The following is a 17,782-nucleotide window of genomic DNA, read 5'->3' on the forward strand; positions in this document are numbered from 1 at the left end:
ACCGGCAGCATCTCCTTGGGAGTGGCCTTGGTGGCCGGCAGGAACCGGGTGCCGAGGCCTGCCGCGGGGATGACAGCCTTGCTGATCCTGGGGTGTGACTCAGTCATGTCCGCAACCATAACCGGCGGCTATGTGCAGAATCTGTGGCCCCGGCCAATTCGCCATCATATGAGCGGACTGAGAGAACCATGGAGTCACCTGTGAGCCGCGTCCGACGTGAACCAGAGCCTGACAAGCGAATGTTGCGGCGAGGATTCCTGTCGGTGAGAAGCGGGTTGACGGCCGATGACGTGCGGGAGGCCGCCGCCGCGCTCGCCGCCCGCGCCCTGGAGCTGCCCGAACTGGCGCACGCCCGCACGGTGGCGGCCTACGTCTCCGTGGGGAGTGAACCGGGCACCCTCGCGCTCCTGGACGCGCTCCGCGCCCGCGGAGTGCGCGTCCTCCTGCCCGTCCTGATGGCGGACAACGATCTGGACTGGGGCGCGTTCACCGGAGCGGACTCCCTCGACCCGGTCCGACGCGGCGGGAAAATGACCCTCTTGGAGCCCGCCGGCGAGCGGCTGGGGCCGGCGGCCGTCCAGGACGCCGACGTCGTTCTGCTGCCCGGTCTCGCCGTCGACGCGCGCGGGATGCGGCTGGGGCGCGGCGGAGGCTCGTACGACCGTGTACTGGTCCGCCTGGAGCGGTCGGGCGCCGATCCCGCGCTGGTCGTGCTCCTGTATGACACCGAAGTCGTCGACCGGGTCCCGGAGGAGACGCACGACCGGCCCGTCCACGCGGTGGTGACCCCCTCCGGTGTACGCCGGTTCCGCTGAGCAGCGACGGGACCGACGGGACGAAGAACGGGCGGACTTCGAACGGGCGGACGGCGGACGCGAAGTGGCCCTCCACGCACGCGTGGAGGGCCACTTTCGTCAGGCACCGGCTTCAGGGCGTCAGGACCTCGACGCCCGCGCCGGCGTCACGGTTTCAGTTCCAGGGTGTCGGCGGTCTTCTTGTCGACGGCCTTCTTGCTGAAGGCCCACGGCAGGAGTTCACCCTTGGCCCACTTCTCCGTCTGGTCGGTGTAGTGGGCGCTGTAAGCGTGCCCCGAGGCGCCCGAGAGGTTTATCCACTTGGACTTGTCGAGGTCCTGGAGGTTGACGACCATCCGCATCGAGGGGACCCAGACCACTCCGTAGCCGCCCGCCGCGTTCCAGCCGGTCGCGTTGACCGTCGCCTCGCCGCCGCTGAGGTTCCAGGGGCCCCGGTTGAGCATGTACTGCAGGAAGCGGGGGCCTTCGGTACCGAGGGTCTGGTTCTTCAGGAACAGGCGGTGCAGCCGGCCCCAGCTCCAGGTGTCGATGTCCTTCCCGAGCTTGGCGGTCAGCTCCCAGCGGGCGTCCGTCATGGCCTGGCCGAACAGCTCGTCCCGGGTGTCGATCGGATTGTCCTTGCCCGTCACGCTCGTCCTACGCGGCTTGGGCGACTTCCACCAGTCGTTGTTCTCGTCGTCGATGATCTTGCGGACGACCTCGAACCAGCGGTCGCCGCCGTCCGGCTGCGCCTGGTCCGCGTCGCGCTCGCCGCACTCGCGCACCTTCTGGCCCTCGTCCGCGGGACCGGTGCTGTCGACCCGGTCGACCCACAGGCACTGGCCCTTGACCCGCAGCTCCTTGGGCAGCTTGTTGCCGAAGGCGAGCTTGAGGATGTTGCGCCAGGTGGCGTTGAAGTACGCGGCGGCGGCGGAGTCCGAGTCCTGGGTGTAGTCCCAGCCCTCCAGGAGCTTCTGCGCGTCGCGGACGTCCTTGTCGGCCACGTTGATCGCGAGCAGCTTGGGCACGATCAGCTTGGCGATCTCGCTGCTGTTGTCGAGCTGCATCTGGCGCATGTCATCGGTCGAGATCTTGGCGCCGCCCTTGGTCTTCGACTCGATCAGGTCGGTGATCCGCTGGCTGCGGGTGCCGTAGCCCCAGTCCGTGGTGAGCGTGTACGGGTACTTGTCCGGTGCGACGACCGCCTGGTTGGCGGTCACGATGTAGCCGCGCTGGGGGTTGTACTCGTAGGGCAGGGCGGACTGCTTGATGTAGCCGGTCCACCGGTACTTGGAGTCCCAGCCGGGCGACGGGAGCGAGCCGTCGTCGCCCTTGGCGCGCGTGGGGATCTTGCCGGGCAGCTGGTAGCCGATGTTGCCGGCGCCGTCGGCGTAGACCAGGTTCTGGGACGGCACCTCGAAGGACGCGGCCGCCTTGCGGAACTCGGTCCAGTTCGACGCCTTGTCCATCTCGAAGACGGCGTCCATGGTGTTGCCCGGGTCCAGCGCGGTCCAGCGCAGCGCTATCGCGTAGCCGTCGCCGCGGTCGGGCGCCCCGGCGTCGACGGTGGCCTTCTTGCCGACCTGGACCAGTTCGTCGTCACGGTCGGAGAGCAGCGGCATTCCGTCGTCCGTCTGCCGGACGACGATCGTCTTGGAGGCGCCGCCGGCGACCTTGATCGTCTCCTTGCGCGTCGTGAAGGGCAGCACCTTGCCGTCGTACTCGTAGCCCTCGCCGGTGATCTTCTCCAGGTAGAGGTCCGTGACGTCGACCCCGGAGTTGGTCATGCCCCAGGCCATGTCCGCGTTGTGGCCGATGACCACGCCGGGCATGCCCGCGAAGGTGTAGCCGGAGACGTCGTACTGGCACTCGGCGGAGACGGCGGTGCAGTGCAGGCCCATCTGGTACCAGACCGACGGCAGCGACGCCGACAGGTGCGGGTCGTTGGCCAGCAGCGGCTTGCCGGTGATGGTGTGGCTTCCCGCGACGACCCAGGAGTTGGAGCCGATGCCGTTGCCGTTCACGCCGACGGCGGTGGGCAGGCCGTCGAGGACCTTGTAGAGCCCCGAGAGCTGGCTCTGGAACCCGGTGGGTGCCGCGGTATTGCCCGTGAGCCCCGTGCCCGCCGCGGACGTCGAAGCGGTGCCGGTCCGGCTGTACGTCCCGGTGACACTGTCGTACGCGCCGGTCCGGACGATCGTCTTGTTCCGGCTGTAGGGGTACTCCGGGTAGAGGTCGGCGATGTCCTGCGGGCCGAGCCGGCTCGTCATCAGGGAGCGGTCGATCTCTTCCTGCATGTTGCCGCGCAGGTCCCAGGCCATCGCCTTGAGCCAGGCCACCGAGTCGACCGGGGTCCACCGGGTCGGCTTGTAGTCGTTGGTGAAACCGAGGGCCGCGTACTCCAGGGAGATGTCCTCGCCGCTCTTGCCCTTCAGGTAGGCGTTGACTCCCTTGGCGTACGACTGGAGGTACTTCTTCGTGGAGGCCGACAGCTTGGTGTCGTACTCCTTCTTCGCGACCCGGTCCCAGCCCAGCGTGCGCAGGAACTCGTCGTTCTTGACCTGGCCCTCGCCGAACATCTCGGACAGCCTGCCCGAGGTCATGTGGCGGCGCACGTCCATCTCGTAGAACCGGTCCTGCGCCTGGACGAAGCCCTGGGCCATGAACAGGTCGTCGTCGGAGGAGGCGTAGATCTGCGGGATCCCGTTGCCGTCGCGCTGCACGGTCACCGGCCCCGACAGGCCGTCGAGCCGGATGGAGCCCGTGGTCTGCGGGAAGGAGGCACGCACCGTGCTGATGCCCCAGTACCCGCCGAAGGCGATGCCTCCGATGACGGCGAGAACCAGGACAATCAAGAACAGTCGGGCTTTGCGCCCCTTCTTCCTGCCGGACTTGCCGGGCTGCTGGCCGGAAGAGGCGGTGGTGTTGGGGGGCATCGCTGTCCTTGCTGTCCTAACGCGAGCGGCAGGCGGTCCTGGAGTGCTGGGGCAACCATAGGCGCAGGGCCAACCGCGCCTTGACGCGGAGTAGGAAACCGGGAAGCACGACCGTTCGATCTTGCCTCCGGGAACGTCAAGAAAGCGTCAAGAGTTAGGTAAGGTAACGAAGTACTTGCACTGAAGTGGCCGGCTTCCGGTGCTCAGATCCGGGGGCCGCCCGCGGCGGGACCGGATCGGCGAGAAAGGAACAGCCCCTGACTGTCCACCACCTCAACCAGCTCCTGCTCGTGTGCTCGCTCGTCCTGCTCATCGCGGTCGCGGCGGTCCGGATCTCCTCACGCAGCGGGCTCCCCACGCTGCTCGTGTACCTGGGGATCGGTGTCGCGATCGGCCAGGACGGAGTCGGCGACGTCCACTTCAGCAACGCCGAGCTGACCCAGGTCATCGGATACGCGGCCCTGGTCGTGATCCTGGCCGAAGGCGGTCTCAGCACGAAGTGGAAGGAGATCAGACCGGCCCTGCCGGCGGCCTCCTCGCTGGCGGTGGTGGGCGTCGCGGTGAGCGTCGGCGTCACGGCGGCGGCCGCGCACTACCTGATCGGCCTGGAGTGGCGTCAGGCGCTCATCATCGGGGCGGTCGTCTCGTCGACGGACGCCGCGGCGGTCTTCTCGGTCCTGCGCAAGATCCCCCTCCCCGCGCGCGTGACGGGCATCCTGGAAGCCGAATCGGGCTTCAACGACGCCCCGGTGGTCATCCTCGTCGTCGCGTTCTCCACCGCGGGACCCGTGGAGCACTGGTACGCGCTGATCGGCGAGATAGCGCTGGAGCTGGCCATCGGCGCCGCCATCGGTCTCGCGGTCGGCTGGCTCGGCGCGTACGCCCTGCGGCACGTGGCACTGCCGGCCTCCGGCCTCTATCCGATCGCCGTGATGGCCATCGCGGTCGTGGCCTACGCGGCCGGCGCGCTCGCTCACGGCAGCGGCTTCCTCGCGGTCTACCTCGCCTCCATGCTGCTCGGCAACGCGAAGCTGCCCCACTGGCCCGCCACGCGCGGCTTCGCCGAGGGCCTCGGCTGGATCGCCCAGATCGGCATGTTCGTGCTGCTCGGCCTACTGGTGACCCCGCACGAGATGGGCGACGACATCGTGCCCGCGCTGGTCATAGGCCTGGTGCTGACCATGGTGGCCCGGCCGCTGAGCGTCGTCGCGAGCCTGCTGCCTTTCCGCATCCCCTGGCAGGAACAGGCATTGTTGTCCTGGGCGGGACTGCGCGGCGCCGTACCCATCATCCTGGCGACGATCCCGATGGTGAGCGGCATCGCGGAGAGCGAGCGGATCTTCAACATCGTCTTCGTCCTGGTCGTCGTCTACACCCTCATCCAGGGCCCGACCCTGCCCTGGCTGGCCCGCAAGCTCCGCCTCGGGGAGTCCCCCGGAGCCGCCGACCTGGGCATCGAATCGGCTCCCCTGGAGCGGTTGCGCGGCCATCTGCTGTCCGTCGCGATCCCCAAGGGGTCGCGTATGCACGGTGTCGAGGTGGGCGAGCTGCGGCTGCCGCCGGGTGCGGCGGTCACCCTCGTCGTCCGCGACGCGAAGTCCTTCGTACCGATGCCCACGACGGTGCTGCGGCTCGGCGACGAACTGCTGGTGGTGGCGACCGACCCGGTCCGGGACGCGGCCGAGAGACGGCTGCGCGCGGTGGGCCAGGGCGGCAAACTCGCCGACTGGCTGGGCACCGGCGAGGGAGACGGTGGGGCGGAACACCGGACGAGGCACCGCACAGGTCTTTGAGGCCGCGCCGGACGGCTTCCAGCGGGACACCGGACGGGCTTCCTACGGAACCCCGAAACGGGCCTCAAAGACAACGAGAGGCATTCACAGGCGCACGATCCCGTGGTGCTCATTTTCACAGGCCTGGCGGCACCCGCCCCCTGTACGATGAAGGCACACCTTGATCGAACCAACTCTGCCTGACGCAGAGCTGGCGCGACCGTATGGCGGCCGTGACGTCCTCCCGCAGGAGGCGCCGGTATCTACCGCAGATCCGCGCAAGAGGACAGCTCTCGGCGCCCCCCGCACGGGCGCGCTACCAGGCGGCAGAAAGGCACGGGCCGTGGCATCCACGGTCACCTCCCGTCCTGGATACGGACAGCTGCTGCGCACGCGCGGCGCCTGGACGTTCCTGCTCCCCGGCTTCGCCGCCCGCCAGCCGTTCGCCATGCTGACGATCTCCATCGTGCTGCTCGTGCAGCACACCACCGGCTCGTACGGGGCGGCCGGCGCGGTCGCCGCCGTCACCGGTGTCTCCATGGCACTGTTCGCTCCCTTCACCGGACGTCTGGCCGACCGGCACGGACAGCGGGCCGTCCTGCTGCCCGGCGTCCTCGTGCACGCCGTCGCCGGCTTCTCCCTGACCGCGCTCGCGCTGGGGGGCGCCCCCTTGTGGGCGCTTTTCGCGGCGGCCGTGCCGACCGGCGCCTCGGTGCCGCAGGTCGGCCCCATGGTGCGGGCCCGCTGGGGCGTGAAGCTTCAGGGCTCGCCCCTGATGTCGACCGCGGCGGCCTTCGAGTCCGTCACGGACGAGCTGACCTTCGTCTTCGGGCCGCTGCTCGCCACCGCGCTGTGCACGGCCCTCGACCCCGCCGCGGGCCTGCTGACCGAGGCTTCGCTGACTCTGATCGGCGGTCTGCTGTTCGCTGCGCAGAAGAGCACACAACCCTCTGTCGCCGTCGCCGGCCACGCGCGCGTGGAGCACGGTTCCGCACTGCGGATCCCCGGCGTACGCGTTCTGATCGTGACCTTCCTGGGCATCGGCTCCGTCTTCGGCGGCATGCAGGTCTCGCTGGCCGCTTACAGCGAGTCGATCGGCGAGCCCGGCCTGAACGGCGTGCTGTACGGCGTCTTCGCGGCGGGCAACATGCTCTCGGGCATCGTCTGCGGCGCCATCGCCTGGAGGGTGGCCCCGCAGCGGCGGCTCGTCCTCGGGTACGCCGCTCTCGCGCTGGCCGCCTCCGGACTGTGGGCGGCGAACTCGGTGATCGTGCTCGCCGGCCTCGGTCTCGTGGTCGGTATGTGCATCGCCCCGACCCTGATCACCGGCTACACCCTGGTCGAGAGCCTGGTTCCGCAGGGCGCTCGCACCGAGGCCTTCACCTGGCTCACCGGCGCCGTCGCGCTGGGCCAGGCCGCGGCCGTCACGGTCGCCGGACAACTGGAGGACAGGCTCTGGGGCGGCGCCGGATTCCTGGTGCCGATGGCCGGTACGGCACTGGCTCTGGGGACTCTGGTGGCACTGCGTTCACGCCTCGCCACACAGGCCCCGAGCCGTGCCGTCGCACGTGGCGTCGGTCACCGCGTGCCGGTGACAGTGGACTGATCTCGCGGAATACGTCAGTATGGACCGTCGTTAGCACTCACTGAGTGAGAGTGCCAGGAGGAAGACAAGTGCCGACCTACCAGTACCAGTGCACCGAGTGCGGCGAGGGCCTCGAGGCGGTGCAGAAGTTCACCGATGACGCCCTGACCGAATGCCCCGACTGCAGCGGCCGCCTGAAGAAGGTGTTCTCGGCCGTCGGCATTGTCTTCAAGGGCTCCGGCTTCTACCGCAATGACAGCCGCGGGTCCTCGTCGAGCAGCTCGCCGGCGTCGAAGCCGTCGACGTCCACGTCCTCGGACTCGAAGTCCTCGTCGTCGACATCCACGTCCACGTCGTCGTCCTCGGACTCGAAGTCCTCGGGCGCCGGCTCGTCGAGCAGCTCCGCCGCATAGGGCCGTCGCGGGCCGCCGGGGCTCCTGCCCCCGCCCAGCCGTCTTGGTGAAGCCCCACAAGGCTCGTTTCCACGTGACCCCGTCGTCGTAGACGACGGGGTCTTCGGCGTTCCCCCGTCCCGGCTAGGGTGCCGTTCATGGCGAACACGGAGAACCCACAGACCCCGGCCGGGAAGCAGTCGACGGCCGTGGCCGAGATCGGCGTCATCGGCGGCTCGGGCTTCTACTCCTTCCTCGACGACGTGACCGAGCTGCAGGTGGACACCCCCTACGGGCCGCCCAGCGACTCCCTGTTCCTCGGCGAGATCGCCGGCCGGCGGGTCGCTTTCCTCCCGCGCCACGGCCGCGGCCACCATCTGCCGCCGCACCGCATCAACTACCGGGCCAACCTGTGGGCGCTGCGTTCCGTCGGCGCCCGCCAGATCCTCGGCCCCTGTGCCGTCGGCGGACTGCGGCCGGAGCACGGGCCCGGAACCCTGCTCGTTCCGGACCAGTTCGTGGACCGGACGAAGTCACGGCCGCAGTCCTACTTCGACGGGCTGCCGCTGCCGGACGGCTCGGTACCGAACGTGGTGCACGTGTCGCTGGCCGACCCGTACTGCCCCGTCGGACGGGAGGTCGCCCTGGAAGCGGCGCGCGGCCGGGACTGGGAACCCGTGGACGGCGGGACGCTCGTGGTCATAGAGGGGCCGCGGTTCTCCACCCGGGCCGAATCGCTCTGGCACCAGGCGCAGGGCTGGTCGGTGGTCGGCATGACCGGGCACCCCGAGGCCGCGCTCGCTCGTGAACTGGAGCTCTGCTACACGTCGTTGACGCTTGTCACCGACCTCGACGCGGGGGCCGGGACCGGCGAGGGCGTCTCGCACGACGAGGTGCTGAAGGTGTTCGCGGCAAATGTCGACCGGCTGCGGGGGGTGCTCTTCGACGCGGTCGCCGGACTGCCGGCGAACGGAACGCGGGACTGCTTGTGCACGACCGCGCTGGGCGGGATGGATCCCGGCTTCGAGCTGCCGTAACGACCGTCGCCGCGGCCCCTCCCAGCCCTGACCGGACTCCCGTCCTGGCCGGTCCGACCCCGGTGGCAGGTGGCAGGTGGCAGGTGCAAGGTCGCGGGTTACAGGTCGCGGGTGGCAGGTCGCGAGGGCAGGTGCCAAGTGGCCAGGGTCGGGTCGCGGGGCGGTCGCCGTGGTTCCCGCCGCCGCCGTGACCTCACCATCGCGGTCACCCTCACCATCGCGGTCACCCTCGTCGTCGCGGTCACCCTCGTCGTCGCCGTGACCCTCGTCGTCGCGCCGGGCCCACCGTCGCGACGGGCAACCCCCTCGGGCCGGAACGCGGGCGGAACCTCCCGTTCGGGTGAGGGAGTTGTCCACAATCCCCAGGTGATCCACGGACTCCAGCGGGCTCCGCCGCGAGACCTCATCGTGGGATCGCAAGCCGATCCCTCGTCGCAGGTGGTGGTCCCCATGGCACAGCTCCCTCAACTCATCCGCCCGCCCGGCGCGGACGCGCCTCCGACTTGCGAGGTGCCGCAGTTCGCGCCCCTCCACGTGCGGGGCGGGCGGTGTCGGCTGCGGCTCCTCGCGCGCCACAGGAGGCGGGCGGTCGCCGCCGGTCTGGCAATGACGGCGGCCGCCCTCGTGGCAGCCGGGCCGGGCGACGCCGAGCGGGCGCGCGGGCATCCGAGGTCCGCACCCCCCGCCGCGTCCGCCTCCACCAACGCTTCCGCGCCTGTCCGCGGGCCGGACGCCGTCGAGACGGTGAGGGCGCCGGTCCGCATCGCGGACGGCGCCACGGTGAGCCTGTTGCGTCCCGGCGACCGGGTCGACGTGGTCGCCGCGGACAATGGCGGTGAGGCCCGGGTGGTCGCGGCCGGGGCGCGGGTCACCGGCGTTCCGGACGCCGGAACCACCGACGCCGGAGCCCTGGTCGTCCTCTCCGTCCCGCGCACGACGGCCGCACGGCTGGCCGGTGCCGGCACCACATCCCGGCTGGCGGTGACGCTGCGATGAGTGACGAAACTGTGTCAAGTCCCTCGTTCAAGCGACCCAGTTGGACTGGCCAGACAGGCCCTGCCGTAGGTTGCGGAGCTGTTTGTTCCACAACCTGTGCGGAGGGGCCTCCTAGTGAGCGTAAACAAGCAGCCCAGCGTGTGGGAGGGCTTCAAAGCCTTCCTGATGCGTGGCAACGTCATCGACCTGGCCGTCGCCGTGGTCATCGGCGCGGCCTTCACCAACATCGTCAACTCCGTGGTGAAGGGGATCATCAACCCTCTGGTCGGTGCTGTCGGTACGAAGAATCTCGACAACTACAGCTCCTGCCTGAAGGACCCCTGCAACGGCAGCGGGACGACCGCCCACGGGATCCGCATCATGTGGGGCTCGGTGCTGGGCGCCACGCTCAGCTTCGTGATCACCGCGGCCGTCGTCTACTTCCTGATGGTGCTGCCGATGGCCAAGTTCCTGGCCCGGCAGGCGGCTCGCCAGAAGGCGAAGGAAGGCGCGCACGAGGTCATCGAGGTGTCCGAGCTGGAGGTGCTGAAGGAGATCCGCGACGCGCTGGTCGCCCAGCGGGGTCCGGGACGCCGCGAGTACTGACGGCGAAACCGTGGCCCCGCGCCCGGGAACTCGGGGGGCGCCTGCCCCAGGAGACCGAGGGCCGGGAATCCAGGCGTCACGAGGCCGGGAGCCTGGACCCCGGGCGCCCGGAGAACGCGAGCCTGGAATCCAGGCCTCAGGAGACCGGTCTCCGGGAATCGGGGAGCCTCGAACTCAGGGACCTGGAATCCGGGAGCCACAAAGCCGAGTGCCGGACTCAGATGTACCGGACTCAGATGTGGTGGGGCGGCTTCTCGTCGAGGAAGCGCTTCAGGTCGGCGGCACTGTCACCGGTGCTGTCGGCCCGCTCACCCCACCCACGGTCCGTATCGTCCGAGGACTGCCTGCTCAACGGATCGTCGAAGACCAGCGCCGGCTTCGGATCGCGCGGTTCGGGGGCGGGGGCGGGACTCATGGTCCCAGGGTACGCCGCGGGGGTGGCGGCCCACCCCGCCCCGCCCGGGCCCGTCGCCGTCACGCCGGACGCGCGACCACCAGGAGCGGGTGGGCCGCACGAGGCCCTGACCCGAGACCCGGCACAGGCTCGTGTCGAGCGGCCCCAAGAGTCCTCCGGCCCAGCCGATCCGGATCTCCGTGACGCCTCCGACCTGGCATCCCGTCGAGCATTCGACCCCAGGCCCGCTTGTGAACGCATTCACAAGAATTTCCGGGACTTTTCTGCTGTGCTTGGCCGCATGACGTCCCGTTCCACTCCGGAGCCCGCCGCGACACCACGACCCTCAGGCCACCGCCCGCTGCGCAGAATGACCGCACGCGGCCGTGACGAGGAGCACCGGGTCGCCTCGCCGCTGGAGCTCCTGTTCGACCTGTGTTTCGTGGTGGCCATCGCCCAGGCGGGCACCCAACTGGTGCACGCCGTGACGGAGGGGCACGCGGGTGAGGGCATCCTCGACTACGCGATGATCTTCTTCGCCATCTGGTGGGCCTGGATGAACTTCAGCTGGTTCGCGTCGGCCTACGACAATGACGACGTTCTCTACCGGGTTGTCACTCTGGTGCAGATCGCCGGCGTCCTGGTGCTCGCGGCCGGGGTGTCGAAAGCCTTCGGGAGCCACGACTTCCTGGTGGTCTGGCTCGGCTACGCGATCATGCGCTTCGCGATGATCGCGCAATGGCTGCGGGTGGCACGGTCCACCGACGGAGCCGAGAGAACCATGGCACTGCGGTACGCGAGCGGTGTACTGCTGTGCCAGGTCGGCTGGCTCGGTCTGCTGTTCGCCCCGGAGGCGAGCCGCCCGTGGGTGTTCCTCGTGGTGGCCGTCGCCGAGCTGTGCGTCCCATTGTTCGCGGAGAAGGACTTCACCACGTCCTGGCATCCGCGCCACATCTCCGAGCGGTACGGACTGTTCACGATCATCGTGCTGGGCGAGACGATCGCCGCCGCCACGGTCGCCGTGAAGTCGGCCGTCGACGAGCACGACGCGCTGGGCGAGCTACTGCCCATCGCCGCAGGTGGGCTGCTGATCGTGTTCTCCGCCTGGTGGATCTACTTCGTGGTGCCCATCCACGGGCATCTGCGGTCCAACGGGCAGGCCTTCCTGTGGGGATACGGCCACTATCTGATCTTCGCGTCGGCTGCCGCGATCGGCGCGGGTCTGGAGGTCGCGGTGGAGCAGACGATCGGCACCGCGCACATCTCGGCGCTCTCCGCGTCCGCCGCGGTGACACTGCCGACCGCCTTGTACTTCCTCTCCGTCTGGGCGCTGCACTCCCGCCATTTCAAGGTCGGCATCGCCCAGCAGCTCGTTCTGCCGAGCACCGCGCTGCTCGTCATCCTGTGCACCTTCCTGGGCGACTGGGCGGTCCTCGCCGCGGGCCTCGTCTCGGCTCTGGCCGTAGCCGTCGGGGTGGTGATGACGGCGCGGATGGTGACGCGGGAAACGGCGGGTGGCGCGCCAAGGAGCGCGTAAAGAGACGAGCAGGGGTGCCGTGGGAAGGCCGGACCGGCCGAACCGGGGGTGCGCGGGAAGGCCCCGAACCGGGGGTACGCGGGGAGATAGAAGCAGGGCGTGCATAGGGAGAGGAGCAGGGCGTGCGTGGGGAGAAAGAAGCAGGGCGTGCGTGAGGAGAGGAGCACGGCGCGCGTGAGGAGATAAAAGCAGGGCGTGCGTGGGGAAAGGGGCACGGCGCGCATGAGGAGAGGGCGGCGCGTCGTCGGAGTCGGGCGCGTACTCCTGGGCGCGGCGCGCGCCCCGGGCCGTCGGGCTGCCGGTGACCGGGTCCGAAGCCGGGGAACACTGGGCGCATGACAGTTGACGCTCTGACAGATGTCGTGGGCCTTCGGGTGGGACACACGACGCGCACCGGGGACGGTTGGCTCACGGGGACGACGGTGGTGCTCGCTCCCGAGGGAGGTGTGATCGCCGCCGTGGACGTGCGCGGCGGCGGGCCCGGCACCAAGGAGACGGACGCGCTCGATCCGCGCAACCTCGTGCAGAGGATCGAGGCGGTCGTGCTGACCGGCGGCAGCGCCTTCGGGCTGGACTCGGCGTCGGGCGTGATGGCGTGGCTGGAGGAGCGGGGTCGCGGAGTACGCGTGGGGCCGGACCCCGCGCACGTCGTGCCCGTCGTGCCCGCCGCCTGTGTCTTCGATCTCGGGCGTGGCGGCGACTTCCGCTCACGGCCGGACGCTGCCACCGGACGTGCCGCGGTCGAGGCGGCCGACGCGAGCGCGCTGCGCGCGCCGGTGCGCGAGGGAGGTGTGGGTGCCGGTACCGGGGCGGTGGTCGGGCAGCTCAAGGGCGGGGTCGGGAGTGCGAGCGCCGTGCTGGAGTCCGGGATCACGGTGGCCGCTCTGGTGGTGGCCAACGCGGCGGGCTCGGTGGTGGAGCCGGAAACGGGTGCGCTGTACGGAGAGTTGGCGCGAGGACGGACCGTGTGCCCGTCCGCCGCGGTGCGCGAGTCCGCCCGGCGGCGGCTCGCGGAGGCCGCCGCGAGGAACGCGCCGCCCCCGTTGAACACCACGCTCGCTGTCGTGGCGACCGACGCCGCTCTGACACGGGCGCAGGCGCAGAAGCTCGCCGGTACGACGCACGACGGGATCGCGCGCGCCGTGCGGCCGGTGCATCTGCTGAACGACGGGGACACCGTGTTCGCGCTGGCCACGGGCGCCCGGCCGCTCGCCGCGGAGAACCCTCTGGCGCTCAACGAGATCCTCGCGGCGGGCGCGGACCTGGTGACCCGCGCGATCGTGCGCGCCGTGCGTGCCGCGGAGTCGGTGGACGGGCCGGGCGGGGCTTGGCCGTCGTACGAAGAGCTCTACGGAGAAAGCCAGTTGGGCGATCACCCCGGGTCCCCCACGTGATGGTGTTCGACTGGGTGGCGGCGATCCGTCTCGGGTGAGGACGTCCGGCTCGGGTGGTGGTGATCGGCTCGGGGCTACGGGAACCGGTTGAGTCGCCGCTCGCGTTCTCTCCACGTACCGGGGCGGATCACAGCTGGCTCGTCGGGGAAGCCATAGCGGTCGGGAACTGTTCCGGCAAGGCCGTCGTGCCGGACAGTGGGCTCAACGGCTTGAACCTTTCGTGGAGCACGCGAACCGCGGGAAGTGCCGTCTGACGAGGCCCTTTTGACGCCCTTGCGAGCGGCGTGGGAACTTGCCGCGCGGCCCGCCCGTTTTCCGTCCGTACGTTTTCTCGGTTCGCGGACATGATGTCCGACCGAGGGGCTACGGTATGCACCCACAAGGTGACATGCAGCAACGCCGGGAGAAACCTTGAGCGTTCCGTACGAGACAGCAGCGTACGAACCACCCGAGTCGCCCGAGTCTCCGGAGGAGCATCTCGCACGACTTCTGGGCCGCGCCCTGAACTCGTTCGAGCTGCCCGACGAGGCGATACGGCGACTCGACTGCGCGCTGGCGCACGACAGCTCGCTGCACTCCGCGCACCACAGCGCGGGGCTGCACCGGGAGACGTACCGGCACACGTGGCTGCTCGCCGACGGATCCGCCGTCACGCTGTGGGAACTCGTGCACAACACGGCGACCGGTCGCGAAGCACAGCACGAGGTCTACGTCGACGAGGAGGAGTTGCGCGCCGCCACGGCCCGGCTCCCCCTCCCACCGGACGCGCCGGACTTCGAGCTGCCCGTGTTCGTGCAGTTGTCGGCGATTCCCGAGCCGCGTCACACCTACGTGCCCGACGACTCCGCCGATCACGCGCGCCGGCTCCTGCGGCGCGCGGAGAATCCGGACCGGCCGGACGCCGACCTCACGGCGCTCCTGCTCCGGGAGGCGTTCGCGCACCAGATCACGCAGGCCTTCGGGCGCCCCTGCCGTGCCGGTCAGGCGGGGCTGTGCTTCTCGCTCTACGAGCACGCGTTCCTGCTGCGCGACGGGCAGGAGATCTCCCTGTGGGAGGTCGAGCACACGGCGACGCCGGACCGGCGGCACATGTGCGAGGTGTACGCGACCGAGGACGCGGCGCGGGACGCGATGGAACGGCGCGCTGCCCGACTGGGCTGACGTCCGGCCGAGGCGCGCACCCGTGAAACCGTGCCACACCCGTAGAGCCTGAAGTGACCCCGGCACCTGATTACCGGGGTCACTTCAGGCTCTCAGACTTCCACCTCGCACCGTGGTGGCGGACCTGGACGGGACTCAGCCGACGAGTTCCGCCTTCCGGTCCTGGAACCGGTCCTGAGCGTCCGTCTCGTCGTCAGCGCCCTCCGAGCCCTCCACGTGCTGCGCCGGCCGCTTCGGCAGCGCGAACATCAGCAGGAAGATGACGGTCAGCACGGCGGCGACCCAGCCCAGCGCGTGTTCGAAGGCGTTCGCGAAGGCCGGGCCCACCTGGGCGAGAGTCAGCCGGTCGCTGATCTCACCGAAGAAGACGACCGAGACCAGGCCGAGGCCGAGCGCGTTGCCCATCTGCTGAACGGTGTTGATCAGTCCCGACGCCGATCCCGCGTGCTCGCGCGGGACCTCCGAGAGCACCGCGTCCGTCAGCGGGGCGACGATGAAGCCCATCCCCGCGCCCATGACCACCAGCGGAAGGGCCATCTGCCAGGAGGCGATGGACATGCCGTACCGGTCGGACTCCCAGATGTAGAGCAGGACTCCGAGCGCCATGAGCAGGGCGCCCGCCTGGAGCACCTTGCGCCCGAAGCGCGGAACCAGCAGCTGCACGGACATGCCCGCAGCGGCCGAGACGGCGATCGAGAACGGTACTCCGGTCAGCCCCGCCCGCAGGGCGCTCCAGCCCAGTCCGATCTGCATGTACAGCGTCCAGACCAGGAAGAAGATGCCGAGCGCGACGCCGAAGACCGTCTGCACGGCGATGCCCGCCGCGAAGCTCTTCACCTTGAACAGCGACAGCTCGACCAGCGGCGAACCGTCCCGCGCCGACTTGCGCCTCTCGTACGCCACCAGCGCCGCGAAGACGACGAGGGAGCCGGCCATCGACGCGTACCCCCACAGCGGCCAGTGCAGCTCACGGCCGCGGGTCAGCGGGTAGAGCAGCATCAGCAGGCCGAGGGTGACGAGGGTGACACCGACGAGGTCGAGCTTGAGGGCCCGCGGGGCCTTGGACTCGCTGATGAAGCGGCGGCCCAGGATCAGCGCGACGATGCCGACCGGCAGGTTGATGAGGAAGATCGGCCGCCACTCCAGGCCGAACAGGTTCCACTCGGTGAGCAGTGCGCCGAGGAGCGGGCCCGAGACGGCGCCCAGGCCGACGATCGCGCCGAAGAGGCCGAAGACCTTGCCGCGCTCGTGGGCCGGGAAGGTGGCGTGCACGATCGACAGCACCTGCGGCACCATCATCGCGGCCATGGCGCCCTGCAGAATGCGCGAGGCGACGAGCATCTCCGGGTTCGCCGCGAAGCCGCACAGCGCCGACGCCACCGTGAAGCCGCCTACGCCGAGGAGGAAGAGCCGCTTGCGGCCGTGGATGTCACCGAGCCGCCCGCCGGTGATGAGTCCCGCGGCGAAGGCCAGCGCATAGCCCGCGGTGATCCACTGGATCTGGCTGAACGTGGCGCCCGCGTCCCGCTTGATCGACGGGATCGCGATGTTGACGATCGTGACGTCGACCAGGTCCATGAAGGCCGCGGTCATCACGATGGCGAGGGCGAACCAGCGCCGTCGGTCGGCCGCCGCGCCGGGTGCCGGGCTGCTGAGAGCTGTCTCAGAGGTGTCGGTGGAGGTCATGCGGTAAACCTAGGGCCCGATTAGGTCAGATCATGTCCTAGTTGTCCGGCACCCTGGAAACCATGACGACCGATACACCGGCGAGGCTTCTCCAGCTCCTCTCCCTCCTGCAGACGCCCCGCGAGTGGCCCGGCGGCGAGCTGTCCGAGCGCCTCGGGGTGTCCCGTCGCACGGTCCGCCGCGACATCGACCGGCTCCGCGAGCTGGGCTATCCGGTGCAGGCGACCAAGGGATCGGACGGCGGTTACCGGCTGGTGGCGGGCAAGGCGATGCCACCGCTCGTCCTCGACGACGAGGAGGCCGTGGCCATCGCTGTGGGCCTGCGGGCCGGCGCCGGGCACGCGGTCGCGGGCGTGGACGAGGCCTCGGTGCGGGCCCTCGCCAAACTGGAGCAGGTGCTGCCGTCCCGGCTGCGCCGTCGCGTGTCCACGCTCCAGGCCGCGACCACACCCCTGACCAGCGGAGACGGGGCGAGCATCGCGCCCGAGACGCTGATCGTGATGGCGTCGAGCATCGAGGGACGGGAGCGGCTGCGGTTCGCGTACCGCTCGGGGGACGGAACACCGTCGCGTCGGCTGACCGAGCCGTACCGGCTGGTCTCCACCGGACGTCGCTGGTACCTCGTCGCGTACGACCTCGACCGCGAGGACTGGCGGACCTTCCGCGTCGACCGGGTGACCGAGCCCTTCGCGACGGGCGCCCGGTTCGCGCCCCGCGAACTGCCGACCGGGAACGCCGCCGAATTCCTGCGGCAGTCGATCCACCGGCGTCAGGAGACGTACGCGTTCGACGTCACCTTCGCCGCACCGGCCGACTTCGTCGCGGCGCGCGTTCCCGTGTGGGTCGGCACTCCCGAGCCGATCGACGAGCACAGCTGCCGCCTGCGGGCTTCCTCCAGTGACCCGGTGGAGTGGCTGGCGGTGCGGATCGCGATGGTGGGCAGCGAGTTCACGGTGCGCGAACCGAGAGAACTCGTGGAATACGTGAGGGACTTGGGTGCGCGGCTGAGCCGGGCGGGGAGCGCTTCCGCGGGCTGATGGCTCTTGGCGGTCGGTGACGCGGTCCGGAGCCGGCGGTCCGGAGTCGGCGGACCGAGGCCGGCGGACCGGGGCCGGCAAACCAGGATCAGCAAACCGGGGTCAGCGGCCGACGGACCGGGTCCGGCGCTGGTGACGCCCCGGGGCCGGTCAGGCACGGCAGGTTATGCCGCTGTGGCAGAATCTGCCATCCGGGTCACCCCGGGGTTCAGGTTCGGGGTGGCCCGTCTCATCCTGCCCAAACCCCTGGCGGCTTCAGTGGGCCCGCCCTGCCCGGTTCGAACCCTCGGCTCACCCCCGGAACAAGAGTGGAGCCGAGCTTCGGCGCCAGGGGGGGGGAGGCGCCGAAGCTCGGCTCTGGGAGAGTCCCGGCGCGGGGGGGGGTGTGCGTCGGGACTCGGTTCTTGGGGCGGTGTACCTCCGCCCGGACGGGACCCTGATGCGTGGACCCTGAAGTCTTGTTCCCAGAGCCCAGC

General features: G+C 70.1%; 14 protein-coding genes and 1 pseudogene. 11 read left to right on the forward strand and 4 right to left on the reverse strand.

Annotation, left to right across the window (positions count from 1 at the left end; translation table 11 throughout):
• A pseudogene (locus tag ACFYW8_RS09465) lies at positions 1-107 on the reverse strand (UTP--glucose-1-phosphate uridylyltransferase); the annotation flags it as partial.
• Between the two features lie 81 nt (positions 108-188).
• On the opposite strand from ACFYW8_RS09465, the gene ACFYW8_RS09470 reads away from it, so the two are divergent.
• Positions 189-815 (forward strand): 5-formyltetrahydrofolate cyclo-ligase, encoded by a 627-nt coding sequence (locus tag ACFYW8_RS09470; protein WP_389069657.1) that lies wholly within the window; start codon positions 189-191, stop codon positions 813-815.
• 146 nt (positions 816-961) lie between these two features.
• Here the strand turns inward: ACFYW8_RS09470 and ACFYW8_RS09475 are convergent, their stop codons facing one another.
• Positions 962-3,730: a penicillin acylase family protein gene (locus ACFYW8_RS09475; protein WP_389069660.1), complete on the reverse strand. Its 2,769-nt coding sequence runs from the start codon at positions 3,728-3,730 to the stop codon at positions 962-964.
• Positions 3,731-4,014: 284 nt separating this feature from the next.
• Here ACFYW8_RS09475 and ACFYW8_RS09480 point away from each other — a divergent pair, with 284 nt between their 5' ends.
• The 6 genes from ACFYW8_RS09480 (at position 4,015) to mscL (ending at position 10,097) form a co-directional block, all read left to right on the forward strand.
• Positions 4,015-5,523 carry a potassium/proton antiporter gene (locus ACFYW8_RS09480; protein WP_389071082.1) on the forward strand — a complete coding sequence of 503 codons (1,509 nt, stop codon included), beginning with the start codon at positions 4,015-4,017 and terminating at the stop codon, positions 5,521-5,523.
• A gap of 322 nt (positions 5,524-5,845) precedes the next feature.
• Complete coding sequence (locus ACFYW8_RS09485; protein WP_389069663.1) at positions 5,846-7,108, forward strand: MFS transporter; 1,263 nt, start codon at positions 5,846-5,848, stop codon at positions 7,106-7,108.
• Positions 7,109-7,176: 68 nt separating this feature from the next.
• Positions 7,177-7,500 (forward strand): FmdB family zinc ribbon protein, encoded by a 324-nt coding sequence (locus ACFYW8_RS09490; RefSeq protein ID WP_365871769.1) that lies wholly within the window; start codon positions 7,177-7,179, stop codon positions 7,498-7,500.
• A 137-nt stretch (positions 7,501-7,637) separates the two neighbouring features.
• Positions 7,638-8,516, forward strand: a complete 879-nt coding sequence (locus tag ACFYW8_RS09495; RefSeq protein ID WP_389069667.1) for an S-methyl-5'-thioadenosine phosphorylase — start codon at positions 7,638-7,640, stop codon at positions 8,514-8,516.
• Positions 8,517-8,654: 138 nt separating this feature from the next.
• Entirely contained in the window at positions 8,655-9,512 is an 858-nt protein-coding gene (locus tag ACFYW8_RS09500) for a hypothetical protein (protein WP_389069671.1), read from the forward strand.
• A gap of 114 nt (positions 9,513-9,626) precedes the next feature.
• Positions 9,627-10,097: a large conductance mechanosensitive channel protein MscL gene (gene mscL / locus ACFYW8_RS09505; protein ID WP_365871763.1), complete on the forward strand. Its 471-nt coding sequence runs from the start codon at positions 9,627-9,629 to the stop codon at positions 10,095-10,097.
• 232 nt (positions 10,098-10,329) lie between these two features.
• On the opposite strand, the gene ACFYW8_RS09510 is transcribed toward mscL, so the two are convergent.
• Positions 10,330-10,512, reverse strand: coding sequence for a hypothetical protein (locus tag ACFYW8_RS09510; RefSeq protein WP_365871761.1), 183 nt, complete (start codon positions 10,510-10,512; stop codon positions 10,330-10,332).
• A 280-nt stretch (positions 10,513-10,792) separates the two neighbouring features.
• On the opposite strand from ACFYW8_RS09510, the gene ACFYW8_RS09515 reads away from it, so the two are divergent.
• From ACFYW8_RS09515 to ACFYW8_RS09525, 3 genes are all read left to right on the forward strand, one after another.
• On the forward strand, positions 10,793-12,028 hold the full coding sequence (locus tag ACFYW8_RS09515; RefSeq protein WP_389069680.1) for a low temperature requirement protein A: 1,236 nt from the start codon (positions 10,793-10,795) through the stop codon (positions 12,026-12,028).
• Positions 12,029-12,363: 335 nt separating this feature from the next.
• The gene (locus ACFYW8_RS09520) at positions 12,364-13,422 is read left to right on the forward strand and encodes a P1 family peptidase (protein WP_389069683.1); all 1,059 of its coding nucleotides are present in this window, start codon (positions 12,364-12,366) and stop codon (positions 13,420-13,422) included.
• Between the two features lie 411 nt (positions 13,423-13,833).
• A complete protein-coding gene (locus ACFYW8_RS09525; RefSeq protein ID WP_365871755.1) occupies positions 13,834-14,583 on the forward strand; it encodes a DUF6227 family protein in 750 nt (249 codons plus the stop codon).
• Positions 14,584-14,718: 135 nt separating this feature from the next.
• Here the strand turns inward: ACFYW8_RS09525 and ACFYW8_RS09530 are convergent, their stop codons facing one another.
• Entirely contained in the window at positions 14,719-16,269 is a 1,551-nt protein-coding gene (locus ACFYW8_RS09530; RefSeq protein ID WP_389069688.1) for an MFS transporter, read from the reverse strand.
• 62 nt (positions 16,270-16,331) lie between these two features.
• Between ACFYW8_RS09530 and ACFYW8_RS09535 the strand changes: the two genes are divergently transcribed.
• Positions 16,332-17,306, forward strand: coding sequence for a helix-turn-helix transcriptional regulator (locus tag ACFYW8_RS09535; protein ID WP_389069692.1), 975 nt, complete (start codon positions 16,332-16,334; stop codon positions 17,304-17,306).
• Positions 17,307-17,782: the final 476 nt, after the last annotated feature.

Source organism: Streptomyces sp. NPDC002742 (assembly GCF_042888885.1).
In the GTDB taxonomy this organism is placed as follows: domain Bacteria; phylum Actinomycetota; class Actinomycetes; order Streptomycetales; family Streptomycetaceae; genus Streptomyces.